At 64.1% G+C, this 22,438-nt stretch carries 21 protein-coding genes; 8 read left to right on the forward strand and 13 right to left on the reverse strand.

What is annotated here, in order from left to right; genetic code table 11:
* Nucleotides 1–12: 12 nt before the first annotated feature.
* On the reverse strand, nucleotides 13–1,431 hold the full coding sequence (locus I3253_RS04915) for an alpha/beta fold hydrolase (RefSeq protein ID WP_197916520.1): 1,419 nt from the start codon (nucleotides 1,429–1,431) through the stop codon (nucleotides 13–15).
* A 192-nt stretch (nucleotides 1,432–1,623) separates the two neighbouring features.
* Here I3253_RS04915 and I3253_RS04920 point away from each other — a divergent pair, with 192 nt between their 5' ends.
* The gene (locus tag I3253_RS04920) at nucleotides 1,624–2,133 is read left to right on the forward strand and encodes a hypothetical protein (RefSeq protein ID WP_197916521.1); all 510 of its coding nucleotides are present in this window, start codon (nucleotides 1,624–1,626) and stop codon (nucleotides 2,131–2,133) included.
* A gap of 77 nt (nucleotides 2,134–2,210) precedes the next feature.
* Here I3253_RS04920 and I3253_RS04925 read toward each other — a convergent pair whose 3' ends face one another.
* The 5 genes from I3253_RS04925 to I3253_RS04945 form a co-directional block, all read right to left on the reverse strand.
* Nucleotides 2,211–3,059: a ferredoxin--NADP reductase gene (locus tag I3253_RS04925; protein WP_197916522.1), complete on the reverse strand. Its 849-nt coding sequence runs from the start codon at nucleotides 3,057–3,059 to the stop codon at nucleotides 2,211–2,213.
* Nucleotides 3,060–3,172: 113 nt separating this feature from the next.
* Nucleotides 3,173–3,586 (reverse strand): DUF934 domain-containing protein, encoded by a 414-nt coding sequence (locus I3253_RS04930; protein ID WP_197916523.1) that lies wholly within the window; start codon nucleotides 3,584–3,586, stop codon nucleotides 3,173–3,175.
* Nucleotides 3,583–4,383, reverse strand: a complete 801-nt coding sequence (locus I3253_RS04935; RefSeq protein ID WP_197916524.1) for a phosphoadenylyl-sulfate reductase — start codon at nucleotides 4,381–4,383, stop codon at nucleotides 3,583–3,585. Before I3253_RS04935 ends, I3253_RS04930 begins: the two co-directional genes overlap by 4 nt.
* Entirely contained in the window at nucleotides 4,373–6,040 is a 1,668-nt protein-coding gene (locus tag I3253_RS04940; RefSeq protein WP_197916525.1) for a nitrite/sulfite reductase, read from the reverse strand. The genes I3253_RS04935 and I3253_RS04940 overlap by 11 nt, the downstream gene beginning before the upstream one ends.
* Entirely contained in the window at nucleotides 6,033–6,341 is a 309-nt protein-coding gene (locus I3253_RS04945; protein ID WP_197916526.1) for a DUF2849 domain-containing protein, read from the reverse strand. Before I3253_RS04945 ends, I3253_RS04940 begins: the two co-directional genes overlap by 8 nt.
* A 141-nt stretch (nucleotides 6,342–6,482) precedes the next feature.
* On the opposite strand from I3253_RS04945, the gene I3253_RS04950 reads away from it, so the two are divergent.
* Nucleotides 6,483–6,962 (forward strand): Lrp/AsnC family transcriptional regulator, encoded by a 480-nt coding sequence (locus I3253_RS04950; protein WP_197916527.1) that lies wholly within the window; start codon nucleotides 6,483–6,485, stop codon nucleotides 6,960–6,962.
* A 140-nt stretch (nucleotides 6,963–7,102) separates the two neighbouring features.
* Here the strand turns inward: I3253_RS04950 and I3253_RS04955 are convergent, their stop codons facing one another.
* Complete coding sequence (locus tag I3253_RS04955) at nucleotides 7,103–8,308, reverse strand: cytochrome P450 (RefSeq protein WP_197916528.1); 1,206 nt, start codon at nucleotides 8,306–8,308, stop codon at nucleotides 7,103–7,105.
* Between the two features lie 235 nt (nucleotides 8,309–8,543).
* Here I3253_RS04955 and I3253_RS04960 point away from each other — a divergent pair, with 235 nt between their 5' ends.
* Both I3253_RS04960 and I3253_RS04965 read left to right on the forward strand, forming a co-directional pair.
* Nucleotides 8,544–10,310 carry an ATP-binding protein gene (locus I3253_RS04960; RefSeq protein ID WP_197916529.1) on the forward strand — a complete coding sequence of 589 codons (1,767 nt, stop codon included), beginning with the start codon at nucleotides 8,544–8,546 and terminating at the stop codon, nucleotides 10,308–10,310.
* Nucleotides 10,307–11,533 carry a sigma-54-dependent transcriptional regulator gene (locus tag I3253_RS04965; protein WP_197916530.1) on the forward strand — a complete coding sequence of 409 codons (1,227 nt, stop codon included), beginning with the start codon at nucleotides 10,307–10,309 and terminating at the stop codon, nucleotides 11,531–11,533. Before I3253_RS04960 ends, I3253_RS04965 begins: the two co-directional genes overlap by 4 nt.
* A 4-nt stretch (nucleotides 11,534–11,537) precedes the next feature.
* On the opposite strand, the gene I3253_RS04970 is transcribed toward I3253_RS04965, so the two are convergent.
* Nucleotides 11,538–13,316, reverse strand: a complete 1,779-nt coding sequence (locus tag I3253_RS04970) for an SLC13 family permease (RefSeq protein ID WP_197916531.1) — start codon at nucleotides 13,314–13,316, stop codon at nucleotides 11,538–11,540.
* A gap of 480 nt (nucleotides 13,317–13,796) precedes the next feature.
* Between I3253_RS04970 and I3253_RS04975 the strand changes: the two genes are divergently transcribed.
* The 3 genes from I3253_RS04975 (at nucleotide 13,797) to I3253_RS04985 (ending at nucleotide 17,059) form a co-directional block, all read left to right on the forward strand.
* A complete protein-coding gene (locus I3253_RS04975) occupies nucleotides 13,797–14,807 on the forward strand; it encodes a DctP family TRAP transporter solute-binding subunit (RefSeq protein ID WP_197916532.1) in 1,011 nt (336 codons plus the stop codon).
* Between the two features lie 207 nt (nucleotides 14,808–15,014).
* A complete protein-coding gene (locus I3253_RS04980; RefSeq protein ID WP_197916533.1) occupies nucleotides 15,015–15,680 on the forward strand; it encodes a TRAP transporter small permease in 666 nt (221 codons plus the stop codon).
* A complete protein-coding gene (locus I3253_RS04985) occupies nucleotides 15,680–17,059 on the forward strand; it encodes a TRAP transporter large permease (protein WP_197916534.1) in 1,380 nt (459 codons plus the stop codon). The genes I3253_RS04980 and I3253_RS04985 overlap by 1 nt, the downstream gene beginning before the upstream one ends.
* 157 nt (nucleotides 17,060–17,216) lie before the next feature.
* On the opposite strand, the gene I3253_RS04990 is transcribed toward I3253_RS04985, so the two are convergent.
* The 5 genes from I3253_RS04990 to rimK all read right to left on the reverse strand — a co-directional run bounded on the left by I3253_RS04990 (nucleotide 17,217) and on the right by rimK (nucleotide 20,949).
* Nucleotides 17,217–17,645 carry a GFA family protein gene (locus tag I3253_RS04990; RefSeq protein ID WP_232237001.1) on the reverse strand — a complete coding sequence of 143 codons (429 nt, stop codon included), beginning with the start codon at nucleotides 17,643–17,645 and terminating at the stop codon, nucleotides 17,217–17,219.
* Between the two features lie 106 nt (nucleotides 17,646–17,751).
* Complete coding sequence (gene tpiA, locus I3253_RS04995; RefSeq protein WP_197916536.1) at nucleotides 17,752–18,501, reverse strand: triose-phosphate isomerase; 750 nt, start codon at nucleotides 18,499–18,501, stop codon at nucleotides 17,752–17,754.
* Nucleotides 18,502–18,583: 82 nt separating this feature from the next.
* Nucleotides 18,584–18,982 carry a HesB/IscA family protein gene (locus I3253_RS05000; protein ID WP_197916537.1) on the reverse strand — a complete coding sequence of 133 codons (399 nt, stop codon included), beginning with the start codon at nucleotides 18,980–18,982 and terminating at the stop codon, nucleotides 18,584–18,586.
* Nucleotides 18,983–19,010: 28 nt separating this feature from the next.
* Nucleotides 19,011–19,373, reverse strand: coding sequence for an SUF system Fe-S cluster assembly protein (locus I3253_RS05005; protein ID WP_197916538.1), 363 nt, complete (start codon nucleotides 19,371–19,373; stop codon nucleotides 19,011–19,013).
* Nucleotides 19,374–19,494: 121 nt separating this feature from the next.
* On the reverse strand, nucleotides 19,495–20,949 hold the full coding sequence (gene rimK, locus I3253_RS05010; RefSeq protein ID WP_197916539.1) for a 30S ribosomal protein S6--L-glutamate ligase: 1,455 nt from the start codon (nucleotides 20,947–20,949) through the stop codon (nucleotides 19,495–19,497).
* A 74-nt stretch (nucleotides 20,950–21,023) separates the two neighbouring features.
* Here rimK and tgt point away from each other — a divergent pair, with 74 nt between their 5' ends.
* Entirely contained in the window at nucleotides 21,024–22,154 is a 1,131-nt protein-coding gene (gene tgt, locus I3253_RS05015) for a tRNA guanosine(34) transglycosylase Tgt (RefSeq protein WP_197916540.1), read from the forward strand.
* Nucleotides 22,155–22,438: the final 284 nt, after the last annotated feature.

Raw genomic sequence — 22,438 nt, forward strand, 5'->3', positions numbered from 1 at the left:
TGCGGCGCAAGGTCAGCCCGCAGGCCCGGCGTGGCGGGCAATGAAGGCGTCAAACCGGTCGTGGAACTGATCGAACCCCTCGGTGCCTTCGACAAGCAGGTGGTTGTCGCTGGGCAGGGCGACAAACTCGGCGCCGGGGATCAGCGCGGCAAGGCGGCGGCCCTCTTCCAGCGGGATGCGCCGGTCGCCCTGGGCGTGGCAGACAAGGGTAGGCACGCGCACCTGCCGGGCCAGATCGGAAACGTCGACGCGGGCGTTCATGTCGTTGATACGGGCCGCGTTTCGGGCCGAGGTGGAAACGCGTTGCCGTTCGTCCCAGTGGGATTTCTGCTGGGCGCTGGCCTCGGGGATCATGGTTTCGGTGAATATGTGCCGATAGGCCGGGTTGTCCGAGCCCCAGCCCTCGCGGATCAGGGCATTTGTCGCATCGTGCAGCGCGGCCTGATCCGCCGAGCCGCGACACAGGATGCCGCGCGCGTAGCCGCCCAGAAGCACCATGCAGGATACCTTGTCGGGGTTTTCCACGGCGTAGCGTACCGAAAAGGCGCATCCCTGGGAGAGGCCATACAGTGCGAACCGGTCCAGCCCGGCGGCCGTGGCGACGGAGTTCATATCCGAAATCATGGCGTCTTCGGAGATGTCTGGCACGTCCCAATCCGACAGGCCATTGCCGCGCTGGTCAAACCGCACAAGGCGGGCGCGGCGCGCGATCCGGGCCAGGTTGGGCCCGGAGAGCGGGCTTTTCCAATCGAAGTCCAGGTGGTTGATCCAGTTGGGCGCCTTGAACACGGTGGGCCCTGTGCCGACCGAGGCATAGGCCAGCATCACCCCGTCCGGCGCGGCGCAGAAGCCGATTTTCTGGGTCAGGGCCTCTTGATGGGCGTACGGGGTATCGCTGCGCGGGTCGGGCGCCCATTGCCAGACCCTGACCGGGCGCGAGATATTGCGCACCCGCTGCGTGCCCAAATCACAGAACAGCGCCTGTTGCGCCGGTTCGAGCAATTGCAGGACTGCATCGGAGATGCAGATCCCGCTCGAGGCGGCAAGGGTTTCCAGCCGGGCGGCAAGGTTGACCGTGTCGCCGAAAAGATCGCCGTCATCATCCACCACGTCGCCCAGATGCAGCCCGATGCGATAGCGGATCGCCTCGTCCGGGCGGCGGGTGGCTTCCTGGTTGAAGAGATCGGTCTGGAGGTCGATGGCGCAGCGTACCGCATTGCGGACCGAGGCGAATTCGACCAGCACGCCATCGCCGGTGGATTTCACGACACGTCCGCCCGCCGTGGTGATCGAGGGATCGAACAGCGTTTCACGATAGGCAGACTGGCGCGCGAGCAATGCGGCCTCGTCGGCCTCGACAAGGCGGCTGTAGCCGACCATGTCGGCGATCATCACGGTGGTCAGGCGGCGCTGCGGGACATCGGGAGCCATGGGGAAACGCTAGTGGGCGACGCGCCGCCAGACAAGCGGTTTCCGGCAAGGTATACGGCAAGGCTTCCGGCAAACTGATGCGTGCGCGCGGGGTTTCCCCCTTGTTGCGGTTGGGGCGCGGGGGCATCTGTTGGTGCGGGACGGGGCGCGCAATCGCGGTGCCCCGGCGAAACCGCAACGCAGAGGATCAAGATGAAATACGTGATTGGAATTGTCGTTGCCGCGGCTGTTGGTGTTGGCGGCTATGTGTTGTTTTTCCAGCAAGGCGACTGCCCCGACGGGGGAACCGGGCCTGATTGCGCGCAGGTGGCGCCCGATACCGCAATGGAGACGGCGCAAGAGGCGGTGAAGGATGCAGGCCAGGACGCGGCGACGGCGGTGGAAAAGGCCGTGAAGGACGCGGCGGAGAGTGCGTCTGACATGGTTGGAACGGCCATGGACGATGCCGGCAAGACCGCCGGGGAAGTGGGCGACGCGGCGGGCCAGGCCGCAAGCGACATGGCCCGGGACGCCGCCGCAAGCGCGACCCGGTTGTTGACGGTCGAGGGGTTTGATCTGGATGGCGTCAAGGGTCTGATCGACAGCGCCCCGCTGGAGGCGGCCACGAAATCCACGCTGAAATCGGCGGTGCAGGCGGCGGCGCAAAGCCCGTTTCTGTTGCAGCCCGCGCTGGATCAGGTCAAGGCGGCACTGGGCCTGTAGGCGGGCCGATCGCGCAAAAGCAAAGGGCGTCCCGGCAAGCGGGACGCCCTTTTCCATTCCGGGAGCGGGTATGGGGATCAGTCGAGAAACGCCTTTTCCACCACGTATTGCTTCGGGTTCGAATTGGCGCCTTCCTCCAGCCCGGCCTCTTCCAGCATATCCTTGAGTTCCAGGTTGAATGCCAGGTTGCCGCAGATCATCGCGCGGTCGTTTTCGGGGCTGAGCGGTTCGACGCCCAGATCCCGGTACGCCTCGCCCGAGCGGATCAGATCGGTGATCCGGCCCATCTTGGCGCTGTCTTCGCGGGTGGTGGTCGGGTAATATTTGATCTTCTTCCAGAACCCTTCGCCGATCACCTCGTTGAGAAGTTCATCTTCCTTGAGCGAGTCGATGATCTCGCGCCCATAGGTCAGTTCGCCGGCTTCGCGGCAGGTATGGGTTATGATGATCTCGTCGTAATCGGTATAGGTTTGCGGCTCGCGCAGCAGCGAGGCAAAGGGCGCAAAACCGGTGCCGGTGGCAAAGAACCAGATGCGTTTGCCCGGCAGCAGGGCGTCATGCACCAGCGTGCCCACGGGTTTGGGGCGCAGGATGATCTCGTCACCGGGCCGGATGTGCTGAAGTTTCGAGGTGAGCGGGCCGTCCTGCACCTTGATCGAGTAGAATTCCAGCTCTTCCTCCCAACTGGGCGAGGCGATGGAATAGGCGCGCAGCAGCGGTTTCTGCTTGCCGGTTTTGGGATCCGAATCGCCCATCAGGCCGATCATGACAAATTCGCCCGACCGGAACCGCAGCGAAGCGGGACGGGTGCATTTGAAGGAAAACAGGCGGTCGGTATAGTGGCGCACCTCTGTCACGGTCTGTGCATCGGGCAGGGTGGGTACTTTTACGGCTTTGGCGTCGGTCACGGGAGTTTGCTCGGTCATGTCAAAAAAATGGGCAGAATGCCTGCCCCCTACTATCATCTCAGGACGTGATTTGAAGGTGTATCTGCGAGATGTCTTTGACATATCGCAAATACGTGATTTGTGAGGCGGGGTCAGGCGTTTTGCCGCATCCGCGACTGGTAGTCATGTGATTGCCAGTCGGCGCGGAACGTCCATTCCGCCTCGGGCTGGCGCCGAGCCTGATCGTCGGAGATTTCCACCTCGTCAAAGCCGCAGCGCCGGGCCATGGCATACTGATCGGAAATCACCTGGCCCCTGGCGCGCAGGCGGCCCGTGTAGCCGGCCAGGCGCAGCTGGCGCGCGATGGTAAAGCCGCGCCCGTCGGCAAAGGACGGGAAATCGACGCGGATCATCCGCACTCCGGACAGGCGGGCGATCAGGGTGGCCGGATCGGTATCAGAGGGCACGTCCAGGGCCGCCACATCATTGGCCGCGTCGGTGAAGGACGCGAAGCCCTGCGTCCAGTCATCGGTGCCAAAGCCGGTATCGGTGACGATTACACTCATGTCATTTCTCCTTTGCGCACCATTTTTCCGTTCACGAAATGGATGCCGCATTCGTCCTTGTCCTGACCGCGCCAGCGGCCCGAACGGGGGTCTTCGCCGTCCTTGACCGGCGAGGTGCAGGGGGCACAGCCGATCGAGGGGTATCCCTTGGCCACCAGCGGGTGGCGGGGCAGGCGGTTTTCCTCCATATAGGCGCGCACGTCTTCGGGCGCCCAATGGGCCAGCGGGTTGACCTTGATACGCCCGGTAAACTCTTCGACCTCGAAGAAATCCAGCGCGGCGCGGGTGCCCGACTGAAACCGCTTGCGCCCGGTGATCCAGCCGTCATAGCCGCGCAGCGCCTTTTGCAGGGGGCGGGTCTTGCGCAGGGCGCAGCAGGCGTCGGTATCGCGCCGGTGCAGGGTGCCATCGGGGTCTTCGGCATTCAGGGTCGCGTCCGAGGCGCGGATGATATGCAGGTTTTGCAGGTGCAGCCGTTCGGCCAGCTCCTGTTGATAGACCAGCGTTTGCGCAAAAAGCATTTCCGTGTCCACGAACAGCACGGGGATGTTGCGGTCGACCATGGAGGCGAGGTGCAGCAGCACGACCGACTCCGCGCCAAAGGAGGACACAAGCGCGATCCTGCCAGCCTGCGGGTCACGCAGGCTGGCGTCGATCACGGCGGTGGCCGAGTGGTGCCGATAGCGCGCGTTGAGCGCATCGACCTTGGCCTGAAGCGGGTCGGCGGGGAGAGTGCCGCCCGCTTGCGCCGCCGTATTGATCGGCGAGGAGAGGGGGCTTAGTCCGTCATGCGGCATTGGCCTGCGCCTCGGGATAGAGATAGGCCTTGAACGGGGCGAGACCCAGACGGCGATAAGCGGCGAGGAAGGTTTCCCCGGGGCCCTGGCGCATGTCCAGATAGCCCCGCACCAGCCGTTCGATGGCCGGAACGATCTCGTCATAGGCAAAGCCGGGGCCGGCGCGTTCGCCGATGGCCGCGTCCCATGTGGCGTCGCCGCCCAGGGTGATCTGGTAGTTTTCCACGCCCGCGCGATCCAGCCCGAGGATGCCGATATGACCCACGTGATGATGGCCGCAGGCGTTGATGCAGCCCGAGATCTTGATTTGCAGATGACCGATATCATGCTCCAGCTTCAGCGCGTCAAAGCGGGTCGCGATCTGTTGGGCGACCGGGATCGAGCGGGCCGTGGCCAGCGCGCAGTAATCCATGCCGGGGCAGGCGATGATGTCGGACACCAGCCCGATATTGGCGGTGTGCAGATCAACGGCGCGCAGGGCCGCGTAAACGGCGGGCAGATCGGATCTGTGCACATGGGGCAGGATCACGTTCTGCTCGTGGCTGATGCGCAATTCGTCATGGCCGTACTGGCGCGCAATGGCGGCCAGGGCGCGCATCTGGTCAGATGTGGCGTCGCCGGGGGTTTCACCGTGTTTCTTGAGCGACACGGTCACGATGGCATAGCCCGGCGCGCGGTGTTCGGTAAGATTGGTGTCGGCCCAGCTTCGGAACAAGGGGTCGCTGTCATAGGCGCGGTCGAAAGAGGCAACCGGGGCGTCGCGGAACGCTGGCGCGGCGAAATGTGCCTCGATCTGCATCAGCAGGTCCTGATCGAAGCCGCCGAAGGTTGGCTTGAGTTGCGCGAACCTCTCCTCCACCCGCGACCGGATGTCGTCGAGCCCGTGTTCGTGCACGGTGATCTTGATGCGCGCCTTGTACTTGTTGTCGCGCCGCCCGATCTGGTTCCAGACCGAGACCACGGCCTCGATATAGGGCAGAAGATCCGCTTTGGGCAGGAAGTCATTGAGAACCTTGCCGATCATGGGGGTGCGCCCCAGGCCGCCGCCAACCAGGATCTGGTAGCCGGTCTGGCCCGTGTCGTCGCGCACGATCCGCACGGCCAGGTCATGCGCCTTGAGCACGGCGCGGTCGGCGGCGGCGCCGGACACGGCAATCTTGAACTTGCGGCCCATGAACTGAAATTCCGGGTGGTCGGTGGACCATTGGCGGATCAGTTCAGCCACCGGGCGCGGGTCTTCGATCTCGTCCGCCGCGGCGCCGGCGAAATGATCGGCGGTGACGTTGCGGATAGTGTTGCCCGAGGTCTGGATGGCGTGCAGGTTCACGTCGGCCAGGGCATCGAGCATGTCGGGCACGTCGGTCAGTTTGGGCCAGTTGTACTGGATGTTCTGGCGGGTGGTGAAGTGGCCATAGCCCTTGTCCCACTTGTCGGCCAGCAGGGCGAGTTGATCCATCTGGGCGCCCGACAGCGTGCCATAGGGGATGGCCACGCGCAGCATGTAGGCGTGCAGTTGCAGGTAGAGCCCGTTCATCAGGCGCAGCGGCTTGAATTCATCCTCGGTCAGGTTGCCGGCGATGCGGCGTTCGACCTGGGCACGGAACTGGCGGTTGCGCTCGGCCAGGAAGGCGGCGTCGAAATCATTGTATTTATACATGGTTTGCCTCTTCCTGCTTGCCATGGGCGTAGTTGGACGGACCCTTGCGGCGGAAGTCCTCGCGGAAATGGGTGGGTTCGGGGCCATTGCCACCGGGCACGGCATCGGCGAGGTAAACGCCGACCGCCTCGTTGCTGCGCCGTTCGGCATCAAGCAGGCGCAGCTGGGCGTGGGCCTCGTCGGTGATCAGCTCGGCCATGCACAGGTTGCGTGTCCAGCTGTCATCGGCGGCAAGATAGATCACGTCGCCTTCGATCAGGGCGTTGGCGGTGATGACTTTGGGCGTGAATGCGCGGGCCATGGTGCAGATCCGTTTGTTTGACTTGACTGTAGATATAGGAAATATTCCCCCTATCGCGCCAGATGGTGGGACAAATAGAAACAGTCGTTCTGGATTTTGCCCATCCCAGTGCGATTTTCCCGGATGACAGGAGAATATGGGATGGCATTGCGGATCGACGACATGGACCGGAAAATCCTTGGCGAGCTACAGCGCGACGCGGCGCAGTCGCTGGACGAAATTGCCCGGCGGGTGGGGTCTTCGAAGACGCCGGTTTGGAACCGGATTCGCAAGCTGCGCGAGGCCGGGGTGATCCGGCGGCAGACGGTTCTGCTGGATGCGGAGGCGCTGGGGTTCGAGGCTTGTTTCTTTGTGCTGATCAGGACTTCGGAGCATGAGGCGGACTGGCAGGCGGCGTTTCTGAAGGCGTTGCAGGACCGGCCCGAAGTGCTGGAGGCGCACCGTCTGGCGGGGGATATCGACTATATCCTGAAGGTGCAGGTAAGGAATGCACGTGCCTATGACATCTTTTACCAGGCGCTGATTTCAGAGGTGAAGGTGCACAACGTGACCGCGCTTTTGTCGATGGAAGAGATCAAATCGACCACGATGTTGCCGCTTGGGAGCGGCGACTCGGGTTAACGCGCTGAAACGGCGCGAAAAACGGGTTCGGCATTGCGTCGGTATCACGTCGGTATCGCGGCGGTGCGCACCGGCCCGGAAGGTGGGGTTAACGCGGCGCGCGGTCTAGCAACTGTATCTTCAGATTGGGGGATTGGTTGCTAGATTTGTACCATCAGCCGTTCCAGCCCGTGAAAGTGGTAGCTGTTGGCATAGCGCGGGGCCGCGGCAAGGCGCAGGTCCGGGCAGCGGTTGAACAGGATTGGCAATGCCAGCTTCATCTCCAGCCGCGCCAGAGGGGCGCCGACACAGAAATGCAGCCCGCCGCCAAAGCTGGAATTGGTCACGATGGGGCGGGTGGGGCGAAACTGGCCGGGGTCTTCCCACAGGCCCGGATCGCGATTGGCCGCCGCCAGCAGCAACGCGACCCGGTCGCCGCGCCGGAAGACGTGGCGCCCGACCTCGATCTCTTCATAGGCATAGCGGGTGAACATGTGCAGCGGCGGATCATGGCGCAGGATTTCCTCGACCGTGCGGTCGATCCCGTCAGGGGCGAGCCAGTCCGGGTCCGGCCCGTGTCCCGGCCCGTGTCCTGGCCTGTGGTCAAGCAGGTGTTTCACGCCGTTGCCCATGGCATGGACCGTGGCTTCGTGTCCGGCATTCATCAGCAGGATGCAGGTGGTGATCAGTTCCGCCGTGCTGAGCTTTTCGCCCTCTTCCTCGGCGGCGATCAGGCGCGAGATCAGATCGTCGGAGGGGGTTTTGCGGCGGCTGTCGATATAGGTTGTCAGGAAGGCGGTGAACTGGGTCGCGGCGCGGGCGGCGGCGTCTTCATGCGCGCGGGTGCGGCTGGCCATGTACATGGAGACCATGGCGTGCGACCACGCCAGGAATTGCGGCGCCATGGTGTCGGGCACGCCCAGCAGGCGGGCGATGGTGATGACGGGCACTTGCGTGCAATAAGCCGACAGCAGGTCAAAGGGCGTGTCGGGGAACCGGTCTATCAGGGAATGGCAGAGCGTTTCGATTCCGGGTTGCAGATCGGCAATGGCGCGGGTGGTGAAGGCGCGCAGCACCAGAGACCGCAGGCGGGTGTGGCGGGGCGGTTCCAGTTCCAGCATGGAGTGGGCCTCGACCGCGTAGAACGGTTTCAGGTGGCCGGGAATGGCGGCGGCCAGTTCCGGGGGCACTTCGCGCCCGAAGCGGCGATCCTTGAGGATCATGCTGACCGTGGCATGTGACAGGGCGGCGGGCATGGCGTAATCGTTCCAATGCACCATCGGGCCATGGGCGCGGGCGGTTTCGTAGAACGGGTAGGGATCTTGTACGAAGCCCGGGTCTGTCGGGGACTGGAAAAGTGTTTTCATGGCGCCATTTTTCGCGCCCTGCACGGATTGGCAAGGGGCGGGATCCAATTGTGCGCTGCCGCGCGCAGATATATGCGTGGATCGAGGCGACGTGACACGCCGGTGTTGCGCGGGCGGCAAGGCTTTGTCCGGTTTGGCGAGGCGCGGTTTCGGGGGCGGATATGCGCCTGAACACCCGTGATCCGGGTCAAGGCGACGACTCGCGGGGCGCGGGCATTGGGGGTAGGGTGGCGTCATGAGGACGTGGATACGGCATCGGGCGGCGATTCTGGCGCTTTTCCTTCTGGCACTGGCCGTGGTTGCGGGCGGTGTCTGGCGGTTTGGCTATGGGCAGGCGCTGGACCAGCTGGCGCGGCGGGGCGAGGCCGATCTGGCGCTGGCCGCGGACCGGCTGACGGCGCAGTTGCAGCGCTATCAGGAGCTGGCGGTATTGATGGGAGAACACCCCTATTTGCAGGCGTTGAGCCGGGGGCAGGGGGATGTGAACACGGCGCGCGCGTTGTTGCTGGAAGCGGCGGACAAGACGGCGGCGCTGGACCTGATCTATGCGGCGGCGGACGGGCGGATCATCACCTCGGCTCAGGGCCTGTTCGCGGCGCGCGACAGGTTGAGCGGCGCGCCCTATTTCGAACGCGCCTTGCAGGGGGCGTTGGGGGCGTATCATGCGGTGGATGCGCGGTATGGGCGGCGGGCGTTCTATTTTGCCTCGCCCAATTTCGGCCCGGACGGGCGGGTGGCCGGTGTTCTGGTGGTGGTGGTGGACATCGAAAATGTCGAGGAGAACTGGCGCGGCGACCGGCCGGCGGTATTCTTTGTGGACGAAGCGGATGAGGTGTTCATTTCGAACCGGTCAGAGCTTTTGTTCTGGCAGCGCCGGAACGGGGCGGTGGGGCTGGTGCCGCCGGAGGGGGTCGCGCCGCCATTTACCCGGTTTTTCCGTGCCGGGCACGAGTTGTGGCGGCTGGACTGGGGGCCGTACCTGCCGCAGAGGGGCCTGCATATCGTTCAGGATCTGCCGGTGATCCAGATGCGGGGCGAGGCGATCGTGGACGTGGCGCCGGCCCTGCGGCTGGCGGGGTTGCAGGCGGCGGCGGCGGGGGCGGCGATGATGGTGTTCGGGCTGTTCCTGTGGCAGGCGATCGAGCGGCGGCGGGTGCTGGCCGAGGCGAACGCGGTGTTGGAAGAGCGGGTCGGCGAGCGCACGGCGGAGCTGAGCGAGACCAATATCGTGCTGCGGCGCGAGATCATCGAGCGCCAGGAGGCGGAGGCGGCGCTGAAGAAGGCGCAGGCGGATCTGGTGCAGGCGGGCAAGCTGAGCGCGCTCGGGCAGATGAGCGCCGGGATCAGCCACGAGTTGAACCAACCGTTGATGGCGATCCAGAGTTTTGCCGAGAACGGCGCGCGGTTCATGGAGCGCGGCAAGCCGGAGATGGCCCAGGAGAATCTGGGCCGGATCGCGCAGATGGCAACCCGCATGGCGCGCATCATCAAGAACTTGCGCGCCTTTGCCCGCAATGAAAGCGAGCCGATGGGCAAGGTGGATCTTGTGTCGGTGATCCGCCAGGCGGTCGAACTGACAGAGCCGCGGTTGCGTCAGGATGGGGTGACGCTGGATTGGGTTGGCGTGACCGGGACGGAGGGGGTTTATGCGTTGGGGGGCGAGGTGCGTCTTGGTCAGGTGTTTGTCAACCTGATCAACAATGCGGCGGACGCGATGGCGGACGCAACCGAAAAGCGTATCGAGATCGTGTTGGACAGGGGGCCGCGCCTGTCTGTTTCGGTGCGCGACACGGGGCCGGGGATTGCCGAGCCGGACCGGATATTCGACCCGTTCTATTCGACCAAGGCGGTGGGCAGTTCCGAGGGTATGGGGCTGGGTCTGTCGATCTCTTACGGTTTGGTGCAGAGTTTCGGCGGCAATATCCGCGGGGCCAATGCGCCCGGAGGCGGGGCGATGTTCACTGTGGAGCTGGAGTATTGGAAAGAGGACAAGGTGGCATGAGCGCGCCGGTTCTGGTGGTGGATGATGACCCGGTCGTGCGCGAGGCGCTGACGCAGACGCTGGAGCTTGAGGAGTTCGCGGTGATTGCGGCGGGGTCTTTCGTGGAGGCCAAGGATCATATCGAGCCTGGCTTTGCCGGGGTGATCCTGTCGGATATGCGGATGCCGGGGCGGGACGGGTTTCATCTTCTGGACTATACGCAGAGGCTTGATTCGGAGCTTCCCGTGATCCTGTTGACCGGAGAGGGCGACATTCCGATGGCGGTGAAGGCGATGGCGCTGGGAGCGTTCGGGTTTCTGGAAAAGCCCTGTGCGCCCGCCGAGTTGACAGCGGTGATCGCGCGGGCACAGAAGGCGCGGGACATGGCGCTGGAGAACCGGCGGCTGAAGGCGCAGCTGGAAACCGGGGACGCGGCGGCGCGCTGGATTTTCGGGGTGTCGGCGCAGTCCGACCGGCTGCGCGCGCAGGTGCGCAATGTCGCGCGCATCGGCGCAGAGGTTCTTGTGACCGGGGCGCCGGGGACCGGGATTTCCAAGGTGGCCGAGGTGATCCACCTGTGTTCGCCCCAAAGCAAGGGGCCGTTTGGCAAGCATTCGGCGGCCGGCATGGCGCCCGAGCGGCTTGCACAGGTGGTGGAGGAAGCGCAGGGTGGCAGCCTGTTCCTGGACGAGATCCAGGCGATGCCGATGGCAACGCAGTTTGCGCTGATGGAGCGCATGGAAAAGGGCGGGCACCCCCGGCTGATCTTTGGCAGCGCGGCGGAGCTGGACAGGGCGGTGGAAAGCGGCGCGCTGCACGCTGACCTGTATTACCGGCTGGACGCGTTGCAGGTGCGCATTCCGTCCCTGTCGGAGCGGCCCGAGGATATCCCGGTTCTGTTTCGCCAATACGTGGCGCAGGCCGCCGAGCAATCCGGAGTGGCCGTGCCCGAGGTGACGCCCGAGGTGATTTCAGGGCTGATGGCACGGGACTGGCCGGGCAATGCGCGCGCCTTGATGAGCGTGGCGATGCGGTTCGTGCTGGGACTGCCGGGAGAGGAAACGCGGGGCGGCGGGCTGGGGCTGGCCGAGCAGATGGCGCAGGTGGAACGGGCGCTGCTGGCCGAGGCGCTGCGCCGCCATGGCGGGCGGGCGGCGGTGGCCGCCGAGGCGCTCAAACTGCCGCGAAAGACGATGTATGACAAACTGGCGAAATACGGGCTGAAGCCCGAGGAATTCCGGTGAGGCGCTACAGCGGCCAGAATATCGGGATCAGGGCCGAGGCCAGCAGGCCGACGGACAGGTTCAGCGGGATACCGATGCGCAGGAAGTCGGTGAACCTGTAGCCGCCGGGACCATAGACCATCATGTTGGTCTGATAGCCGATCGGGGTGGCAAAGCTGGCCGAGGCGGCGATCATCACGGCAATCACAAGCGGGCGCGGATCGATGCCAAGCGCGACACCCAGCGAGATGGCCAGCGGGGTGATGACCACCGCGACGGCATTGTTGGAGATCAGTTCGGTCAGGAGCGAGGTCATCAAATAAAGCGACCAGACGATCAGGAAAGGCGGCATGATTTCCAGCCACGGCTTGGCCAGGTTCACCAGCAGCGCCACGGCGCCCGAGGCCTCGAGCCCGGCGCCGACGCCGAGCATCGAGAAGATCAGCACCAGAAGGCGCCCGTCGACCAGCGAAAAGGCCTCGTCCGCGTCGATGCAGCGGGTCAGGAGAACGAGGGCCACGGCGATGACGGCCAGGAACAGGATCGGAGCCACCCCAAGCGCCGAAAGCACGACGATGCCCAGCAGGGCAATCAGCGCCAGCGGGGCGTAGGCGCGGCGATAGGCGCGGGCGGAAGGCTGGCTTATGTTGACGGCGCCCGCGTCGGCCGCCAGGCGCGCGAGGTCTTCGGGCGCGCCTTCGAGCAGGAGCGTGTCACCGACCTTGAGGACATGATCGTCAAGCTGGCCGCTGATATTCTGGTCGCGCCGGTGCAGGGCCAGCGGGTAGACGCCATAGCGCCGCCGCAGGCGCAGCTGGCCCAGGGATTTCCCCAGCAACGCGGCATTCGGGGCGATCAGAACCTCGACGGTGATGGTGTGGCGTGAGGACAGCTTGTCCACCAGCCGCAGCTTGGGGTCGTCTTGCAGGCCCAGCAATTCCTCCATCTGGGTGCGGATCACCACGCGATCGCCGGCCTGAAGCGTGACCTTGCCCAATGCGCGGCGCAGCGAGGCATCGCCGCGCAGAACGTCCACCACGCGCATACCCTCGCCCTTGAACTGTTCGACACCGGTAACGGGCTGGCCAATCAGCTTGCTGTCGTCGGGGATGGCCAGTTCGGCGAGGAATTTCTTTTTGCTCTGGTCGGTGAACAGGGTGGCCATGCTGGCCCGTTCGGGCAGAAGGCGCGCGCCCACGAGGCGCAGATAGAGCATTCCCCAGGCAACGAGGATCACGGCGAGCGGCGTGACTTCGAAGATCGAGAAGGGGGCCAGGCCGTGGGTGACGGCGACACCGGCAACCAGCAGGTTGGTCGAGGTGCCCAAAAGGGTAAGCGTGCCGCCCAGGATCGAGGCATAGGAAAGCGGGATCAGCAGCTTGCTGGCGGTGATGTTCAGTTTGCGCGCGAGCTGGATGAAAACCGGGATCATCACCAGCACGACCGGCGTGTTGTTGACGAAAGCCGAGGCGATCACGGCAAAGGCGACAAGCACGCCGACGGCCATGGCCGGGTTGGAGGCGGCGCGGGCCTCGGCGAAGCGGGTGAACCGCTCCAGCGCGCCGGTACGTACCAATGCCCCGGCGATGATGAACATGGCGCCGATCGTCCAGGGCGCAGGATTGGAAAGCGCGGCAAGCGCATCCGGGTAGGGCAGCACCCCGGTCAGCAACATTGCGGCCACGGCGCCCAGCGCCACCACCTCGGCGGGCCAGCGTTCGGTGACGAAGAGGGCGAACATCAGCAACAGGATGACAAGGGCCAGGATGGCGTCGGTCTGACCTGTCGCAAGGAAATCGATCATCGGGGCGTTTCTCTGGTCCTGTGCCAGGATAGGGGCGGGTCTTGCAAGGATGTGCGCATCGCCGCGCGCCTGCGCAAGGGAAATCTGCTGGCGCGCCACGACATTGTCGAGACATTGGTGACAGGAACGGGCCGGGCCCGGGATGAATTGCCGCCGATGCCGCCCGCGGGCAAACGGCAGAGCGAATCGCGTGCTGTTGCGTCTGGCGCAGAGCCGGTTGCCGCAAGGCGCATGGTTTGTGCGGTTTTTCGCACAAAGCGCCGGTTGTCCGTGCGGTTTTTCGCACGATGGGCCGGGGCCGGGCGGGCAAGTGACGGAGCGTCATCTCACATTTGTTTGAAAACGCTTGAAAAATGCGCATGTCGCCCAAGGCGCAAACAAAGTGTTGAGGCGAAAATCCGCTCAGGCCAGACTTTCGCATGTACCGCCCCCTGGGGCGTGTGACCTGAACAAGTCTTGAAACACTGGGGAGGAGCCCACATGAAATATCTGACCACTGCCGCCACCGCGATGGCGCTTGCGCTGACTGCGACCGCAGGAACCGCCGGACAGGATGCCTGTGACGATGGCGAGATCGTCATCAAGTTCAGCCACGTGACCAACACCGACAAGCACCCCAAGGGGATTGCCGCGTCGCTGTTGCAACAGCGTGTGAACGACGAGATGAACGGCGTCGCCTGCATGGAAGTGTTCCCGAACTCGACCCTGTATAACGACAACAAGGTTCTGGAAGCCATGTTGCAGGGCGATGTGCAGCTGGCCGCGCCGTCGCTGTCGAAATTCGAGAAGTTCACCAAGCAGTTCCGCATTTTCGATCTGCCCTTCATGTTCAAGGACGTGAACGCGGTTGACGCCTTTCAGGCGTCGGATGCCGGCCAGGGCCTTCTGGACTCGATGCAGCGCCGCGGCCTTCAGGGGCTGGCCTACTGGCACAATGGCATGAAGCAGATGTCGGCCAACGTGCCGCTTGTTTCGCCGACGGACGCCAATGGCCTGAAGTTCCGCGTTCAGTCGTCGGACGTGCTTGTGGCGCAGATGGAAGCGATTGGCGGCAGCCCGCAGAAAATGGCCTTCTCGGAGGTTTACGGCGCGTTGCAGCAGGGCGTTGTGGACGGGCAGGAGAACACCTGGTCGAACATCTATGGCAAGAAGTTCTTTGAAGTTCAGGACGGTGTGACCGAAACCAATCACGGCATCATCGACTATCTGGTCGTGACCTCGGTGGACTGGCTGGACAGCCTGGATCCGGCCGTGCGTGACCAGTTCCTGACCATTCTGGCCGAAGTGACCGAAGAGAAGAACGCGGAATCCACCGCCGTGAACGAAGCGGCCAAGGACTCGATCATTGCTGCCGGTGGCACGATCCGCACCCTGAACGCAGCGCAGCGTCAGGAATGGGTCGACGCGATGAAGCCGGTCTGGGAGCAATTCTCGGATGACGTGGGCCAGGAAAATATCGACGCGGCGCAAGCCATCAACGCGTCCATGTAAGCGGCGCAAGCCACACACAATCACGGGACAGTGAAAAAAGGGGCGGGCAGGCCGCGAAGGGCCTGCCCGTTCTGTATCAAGGACAGAAACCAACTCGGCTGGATCGGACATCGCGGCCAACATTTCGCCCAGAGCGGAATTTGAACGCACCTTTGATGCCGAATTCCGGGACCAGGTTGGTTTCGCCAAAAACGGGACACGGAAACAATGCAAACGAAGCATAGCTTTGTGGACCAGATCGAGGAAACGCTGATCGCGTTCCTTCTGGGGTTGATGACATTGGTGACTTTCGCCAACGTGATCGCCCGGTTCGGGTTCAATTCTAACATTCTGTGGGCGCTGGAACTGACAGTGTTCATGTTTGGCTGGCTGGTGCTGCTGGGCGCCTCATACGCGGTCAAGAAACACAGCCACCTTGGGGTGGACGCCATTCTGAACATGGTGTCGCCGGGGGTGGCGCGCGTGATGGGGATGATCTCGGTCGCCTGCTGCCTTCTCTTTTCGCTGCTGCTGCTGAAGGGCGCCTATGATTACTGGGCCGTCTTTGCGGACCTGCCGCCCACATCGGGCCGCTGGTTCCCGACCGGGTTCGAGGACAAGTTCCGCAGCCAGTCTTTCTATGAGGTGCAGGATGTGCCGATGGTGGGCTTTCTGCGGTTCCTGGAAGACCTGATCAACTACGGCGACGAGTATGAGAAACTGCCCAAGGTGGTGCCCTATCTGGTGTTGCCGGTGTCCATGGCGCTGCTGGTGTTGCGGTTCTTTCAGGCCGCGTTGCAGATCTGGCGTGGCGAGACCGACCGCCTGGTGGCCAGCCACGAGGTGGAAGACGAGATCGAGGAAGTAAGAGCTCAGCAAGGGGAGCATGACTGATGGAGGTGATTCTTCTCTTTGCGATGGTGATCGGCCTGTTGCTGATCGGCGTGCCGATCGCGGTGTCGCTGGGCCTGAGTTCCATGATGTTCCTGTTGCTGTTCTCGGACGCAACGCTGGCGTCGGTTGCGGGGACACTGTTTGAAGCCTTTGAGGGCCATTACACGCTTCTGGCCATTCCGTTCTTCATCCTGGCGTCATCCTTCATGACAACAGGCGGCGTGGCGCGGCGGATCATTCGCTTTTCGATCGCCTGTGTGGGGCATCTGCCCGGCGGGCTGGCGATTGCGGGTGTGTTTGCCTGCATGATGTTCGCCGCGCTGTCGGGTTCGTCCCCGGCGACGGTGGTGGCCATCGGTTCGATCGTGATCGCGGGGATGCGCCAGGTTGGCTATACCAAGGAGTTTGCCGCCGGTGTGATCTGTAACGCCGGGACGCTGGGGATCCTGATCCCGCCGTCGATCGTGATGGTGGTTTATGCCGCCTCGGTCGAGGTGTCGGTGGGCCGGATGTTCCTGGCCGGGGTCATTCCGGGCCTGTTGGCCGGGCTGATGCTGATGGTGACGATCTATGTCATGGCCAAGGTCAAGAATCTGCCCAAGGGCGACTGGCAGGGCTGGGGCGAGATCTTTGTCTCGGGCCGCGAGGCCGGTTGGGGGCTGTTCCTGATCGTGATCATCCTGGGCGGGATTTATGGCGGGATCTTTACCCCGACCGAAGCCGCCGCCGTGGCGGCCGTGTATTCCTTCCTGATCGCCTGTTTCATCTACAAGGACATGGGACCGCTGGCCGAGGCCAATAACGGGGGCGTGAAAGGCTCGCTCCTGCGCAAGCCGGCGTCGCTGCTCTCGGCGTTTGTCCACTCGGACACCAAGCACACGCTGTTTGAGGCTGGCAAGCTGACGGTGACGCTGTTGTTCGTGATCGCCAACGCGCTGATCCTGAAACAGGTGCTGACCGAGCAGCAGGTGCCGCAGCAAATCGCCGGGGCGATGCTGACGGCGGGCTTTGGCCCGGTCATGTTCCTGGTGGTGGTCAACCTGATCCTGCTGATCGGCGGGCAGTTCATGGAACCGTCGGGCCTGTTGGTGATCGTGGCGCCGCTGGTGTTCCCGATCGCCATTCAGCTGGGCATCGATCCGATCCATCTGGGCATCATCATGGTGGTGAACATGGAAATCGGGATGATCACGCCACCGGTGGGGCTGAACCTGTTCGTGACCTCGGGTGTGGCCGGGATGCCGATGATGAGCGTGGTGCGAGCCGCGCTGCCCTTCCTGGCGGTGCTGTTCGTGTTCCTGATCATGATCACCTATATTCCGGCGATCTCGACCTTCCTGCCCAATACGTTCATGGGGCCGGAGATCATCACGAACTGACCCTTGCGGTTCGCGAAAAAGGAACGGCCCCTGCCAATCGCGGGGGCCGTTTTTTCGTGGCGAGGGGGGAGGGGCGCTGCCCCGTCACAGCAGAGCTGTGACTCCCCGGAGTATTTTTGGCAAAATGAAGGGCTCGGGCGGGTGTGCCTGTTTCGCATCATGTGGCGCAGGCGCCGGGATCCCCGGCGGCGTGCAGCAGGGTTCCGTCATATTTTGGCAAGTCATCATTCATCCTCAGCCAGGGCAATTTGCTTTGGTAGTTGACGTGGAATGTCGGCGTGAACCTGTCCGGGTTTTCCAGCGAGGCGGCGAAGAGATGCATTCCGCCGGAATAATGGCTGGCCTCGAATCCCATCGGCGCGCCGCAGGTCGCGCAGAAGTGGCGGAATACGCCCGGTGAGCTTTCGCGGGTTTTGGGAGGGGCGCCGATCCAGCGGAAGTTGTGGAGCGGCACGCCCAGCCAGGCGACCACGGGGGCCGAACAGTTGCGGCGGCAATCGTCGCAATGACAGTAGCAGGCCCAGCTGATGTCACCGTCGAATTCCCAGAGTGTTTGTTTGCAAAGACAATGGCCGCGTGTTGGCATCGGTGTCCCCGTCCGGATGTGGGTCTGTACCGGCAGCCTGCCGGGGCGACCGGATCCGGGCATCCCTGCCAGGGACGCATCGCGGTGCAAATGCGACGCGGTGCGCTCAGGCGGCGGAGAGCGCGTCGATGATGGCGCGGAAATCGCGGGCGGTCAGGCTGGCGCCGCCCACAAGAGCGCCGTCGACATTGGGAACCGAGAAAATTTCGGTGGCGTTGTCGGGTTTGACCGAGCCGCCATAGAGGATGCGGGTGGACAGGCCGACGCCGGGGCCGAAGCGGCGTTCGAGCCGGGCGCGGATGAAATCATGCACTTCGCCGATCTGGGCGATGGTGGGCACGCGTCCGGTACCGATCGCCCAGATCGGTTCGTAGGCGACAACCAGGTTTTCACCGGTGGCATTGTCGGGGATCGATCCGGCCAGCTGGCCGCCGATGATATCGAGTGTGTTGTCGGCCTCGCGTTCGGCCAGGCTTTCGCCCATGCAGATCACCGCCGTCAGACCCGACGACCAGGCGGCGCGGGCCTTGGCGCGGACATGCTCGTCATGTTCGTGATGTTCGTCGCGCCGTTCCGAATGACCGATGATCACCGCGCGGGCGCCCGCGTCGGCCAGCATGTCGGCGGAGATGTCGCCCGTGTGGGCACCGCAGGCGCGCGCGTGGCAATCCTGTCCGCCGATGGCCACACCGGTGCCTTTCACGATGTCGGAGGCGCGGCTGAGCAACGTTGCGGGGGGGCAGACCAGGATGTCGGTATTTTGTGGGGCGGGGGTGGCGGCGAGGGCGCGCAGTTCCGCCAGCGCATCGCCCAGCCCGTTCATTTTCCAGTTTCCGGCGGCCAGTTTGCGACGCATATAAATCCCCGATGTTCAAAACGCTTCGGAAAGGTTTCTGGGCCTTGGCGGGGGCAAGGTCAAGTGTGCTGCGGGCCGGGGCTCAGCCGGGTCCGGGCGGGGAACCGGCGCTCTGCCCGGCGGCGAGTTCCTCGACATCCTTGAACTTGATCGACTCGCCGCAGCCGCAGGCGTCGGCCACGTTGGGATTGTTGAAGCGGAAACCGCTTTCCAGCAGCGACACCTGATAGTCGATTTCGGTACCGAACAGGAACATCTGCGCCATGGGTGCGATCATCACGCGGGCGCCGTCCTGTTCGACCACCTCGTCATGCGGATCGGTTTCGGTGACGTATTCCATGGTGTATTCCATGCCCGCGCAGCCGCCTTTCTTGACGCCGATGCGCAGCCCGGCATGGCCTTCGCGCTGCATGAGCCGGGCGATCTGGGTGGCGGCGGCCGGGGTGATGGTGACGGCCTGTTTTCCGGGAATGCCAAACATCAGCTTTCCTCCTTGCCGGTGGGCGGGTTCACATGAAGCCCAGTTCGAGCCGGGCCTCGTCGGACATCATTTCCATGCCCCAGGGTGGCGACCACACGAGATCGACCGTGACATCGCGCACGCCGGGCACGCCGGCGACGGCCTCTTGCACCCAGCCGGGCATCTCGCCGGCAACGGGGCAGCCGGGCGCGGTGAGCGTCATGATGATATTGATATCGTTCTCCTGGCTGATCTCGATCGTGTAAACCAGCCCGAGATCGTAAATATTGACCGGGATTTCAGGGTCATAGACACTTCGGCACGCCTCGACCGCCTGCTCGTGCAGAGGGTGGTCGGTGCTGGAAGGCGTGATCAGGGGGGTGCCTTCGACGGGGTCTGGTGCGTGAGTCATCTGTCGTCCTGCTTCATTCCTGAGTTTTTCATATAGGAAATATGGCGGGGGAGGTCCAGTGGGGGCGGTCGAGGAAATGTAGCGTGATGCCGGGGTGGTTTGCGCCCATGGCGCCGCGCGATCAGCCGCTGGCGGCGGGTTTGCGGCGGCGCACGGGGGTGGGTCGGACGCGCATTTCTATCTCTTCATAGAGTTTTTCGGCAAGGTTCCGGGCAGTGGCCTGTTCGATCCCCTCCAGGCCGGGGGACGAATTGACCTCGAGCACACGGGGGCCATCGGAACTGCGCAGCAGATCGACGCCGGCGAGATTCAGGCCGAAGGCCCGTGCCGATTTCAGCGCGACATCGCGTTCGGCCCTGGTGATGCGCACGGCGCGGGCGGTGCCGCCCTGGTGCAGGTTGGAGCGGAAATCGCCCTCGGCCCCGGTTCGCAGGATGGCGCCGACCACCTTGTTGCCGATCACGAGGCAGCGCAGGTCTTCGCCCGCGGCCTCCTTGACGAAATGTTGCACGAGGAAATTGGCCTTGAGGCCGCGAAAGGCGGAGATTACGGATTCGGCGGCTTTCCTGGTTTCGGCCAGAACGACCCCCTTGCCTTGTGTGCTTTCCAGGAGTTTCACGATCAGCGGTGCCGAACCGACGAGCCCGATCAGGTTGCCGGTGTCCTTGGGTGAATTGGCAAAGGCGGTGGCGGGCATTCCGATGCGGTGCCGGGCCAGGACCTGGTGGGCGTGCAGCTTGTCACGGCTGGCGGTGATCCCGGCCGAGCCGTTCACGCAATAGGTGCCGATGGTTTCAAACTGGCGGATGACGGCGGTGCCATAGGGGGTGATGGAGGCGCCGATCCGGGGGATCACGGCATCGTAACGGGGCAGGCGTTTGCCGTCATAATGCACTTCGGGGCTGAGTGCATTGATCGCCATGTAGCAGCGGGTGGTGTCGATCACCTCGACGGCATGGCCGCGTTTTTCGCCCTCTTCGACGAGGCGTCGGGTGGAGTAGTTGTTCTCGCGGCTGAGCACGGCGATGCGCAGGGCGCGTTTCGGGGCGTCCTTGCGCATGGAGGTGGAATGGTAGACATCGTAGCTAAGTTCGGGCTGGCAGAACCGGTCGGTGGCGACGATCGAGATATGGTCGCGCAGTGCCTCGCGGCCCAGCAGCATGTGGCTGGTCATGCCAAGCCGGTTGGTGAGGGTCAGTTCGATGGGCCATGCCTCGCCGCCGACCACGAGGGTGGAGGCGATCACGTAGCGATCTTCGCTTTCGCCATTCGACGAGGTGACGGTGCGCCGATCGACCACATCCGCCGAGCAGGGAATGACAAGATCGTCGCGCCCGGGAATGGGGTGCACCGCAAAGCGCACCTTTGGGGCGGTGGCCGGTCCGAAGGTTTCGATGTCAAACGCGTGAAGCGACGAGGTGCGGGCGCCGGTATCGACCTTGACCTTGAGCGCGGGCAGGCCGAGATCGGGCAGGGCGACCCATTCTTCCCATCCGAACCGCAACACGCGGCTGCCGTCGTCGGCGCCGGGCGCATCAGTGTCGAAGGGGCCTTGGCCGTCCTGCGGTTTGGTCATGGGCTTGTATCCTTGGCATTTGGGAAGAATCGCCACAAAAGGGCGCCGTGCCCTTATATGCAGAAGGCCGAGCCATGTCCGAGAAATTCTCTTTCACCCTGAACGCCACCGACGGGGCGGCGCGCACCGGCGTGATCCGCACGCCGCGTGGCGAGATTCGCACGCCGGCCTTCATGCCCGTGGGCACGGCGGCAACGGTCAAGGCTATGATGCCGGAAAGCGTGCGCGCGACGGGGGCGGATATCCTGTTGGGCAACACGTATCACCTGATGCTGCGCCCGACGGCGGAACGGATCGACCGGCTGGGCGGCTTGCACAGGTTCATGAACTGGGACCGGCCGATCCTGACGGATTCGGGGGGGTTTCAGGTGATGTCGCTGGCCGGGCTGCGCAAGCTCACCGAAGAGGGCGTGACCTTCAAGAGCCATATTGACGGGTCGCGCCACGAGTTGACGCCGGAACGGTCGATGGAGATCCAGCGGCTGCTGGGCAGCGACATCGTGATGTGTTTCGACGAATGCCCGGCCTTGCCGGCGGATCGCGACCGGATTGCCGGATCGATGCGGTTGTCGATGCGCTGGGCGGCGCGATCGCGGGCGGCGTTCGGGGATCGCCCGGGACATGCGTTGTTTGGCATCATGCAGGGCGGGCTGGAGCGCGATCTGCGTGAAGAAAGTGCGCAGGCACTGAGGGAGATCGGGTTTGATGGCTATGCCGTGGGAGGATTGGCGGTGGGAGAGGGGCAGGCGGCGATGTTCGACTGTCTGGACTATGCGCCGGGTTTTCTGCCACGCGACAAGCCGCGCTATTTGATGGGGGTGGGCAAGCCCGACGATATCGTGGGGGCCGTGAAACGCGGCATCGACATGATGGATTGCGTGTTGCCGTCCCGGTCGGGGCGCACCGGGCAGGTGTTCACGCGGCGTGGCGTGGTGAACATCAAGAACGCGCGCCATGCGGAGGATCCGCGCCCGCTGGATGGTGACTGTTCCTGTCCGGCCTGTTCGAATTACAGCCGCGCTTATCTGCATCACGTGTTCCGGGCCAACGAGATGATCTCGGGGATGCTGCTGACCTGGCACAACCTGCATTATTTCCAGGAGATCATGGCCGGAATGCGCGCAGCGATTTCGGCAGGGTCTTTCGATGCCTGGGAAGCGGATTTCCACGCGCGCCGCGACGAGGGCGATATCGCGCCGGTGTAAGGCCCGGCGGCGCGGTGGAGCGGCGCTGTTGGCCGGGCGGCCAAGGCGCCCCGCCCACCGTCCCGTATCGGTTTTCATCGGCGGCGGGATCGGGGCAATCCTGCACCGGGGCGCGTCATTCGGCGCATTGGCGCAAAACCGCCTTGCGCCGGGCCGGGGCTGGGGCCATTGTGTCGGTCACAAAAATGAACGTCAGGTTGAAAACGGCGCCGAACCGCCCCATTTCATCCCGACGAGACCGGAGATGGCCGAGCGTTGCCACGTGTTGGGACCGGCGCCGTCTT

This window comes from Thiosulfatihalobacter marinus (assembly GCF_016019955.1).
Taxonomy (GTDB): Bacteria; Pseudomonadota; Alphaproteobacteria; order Rhodobacterales; family Rhodobacteraceae; genus Shimia; species Shimia marinus_A.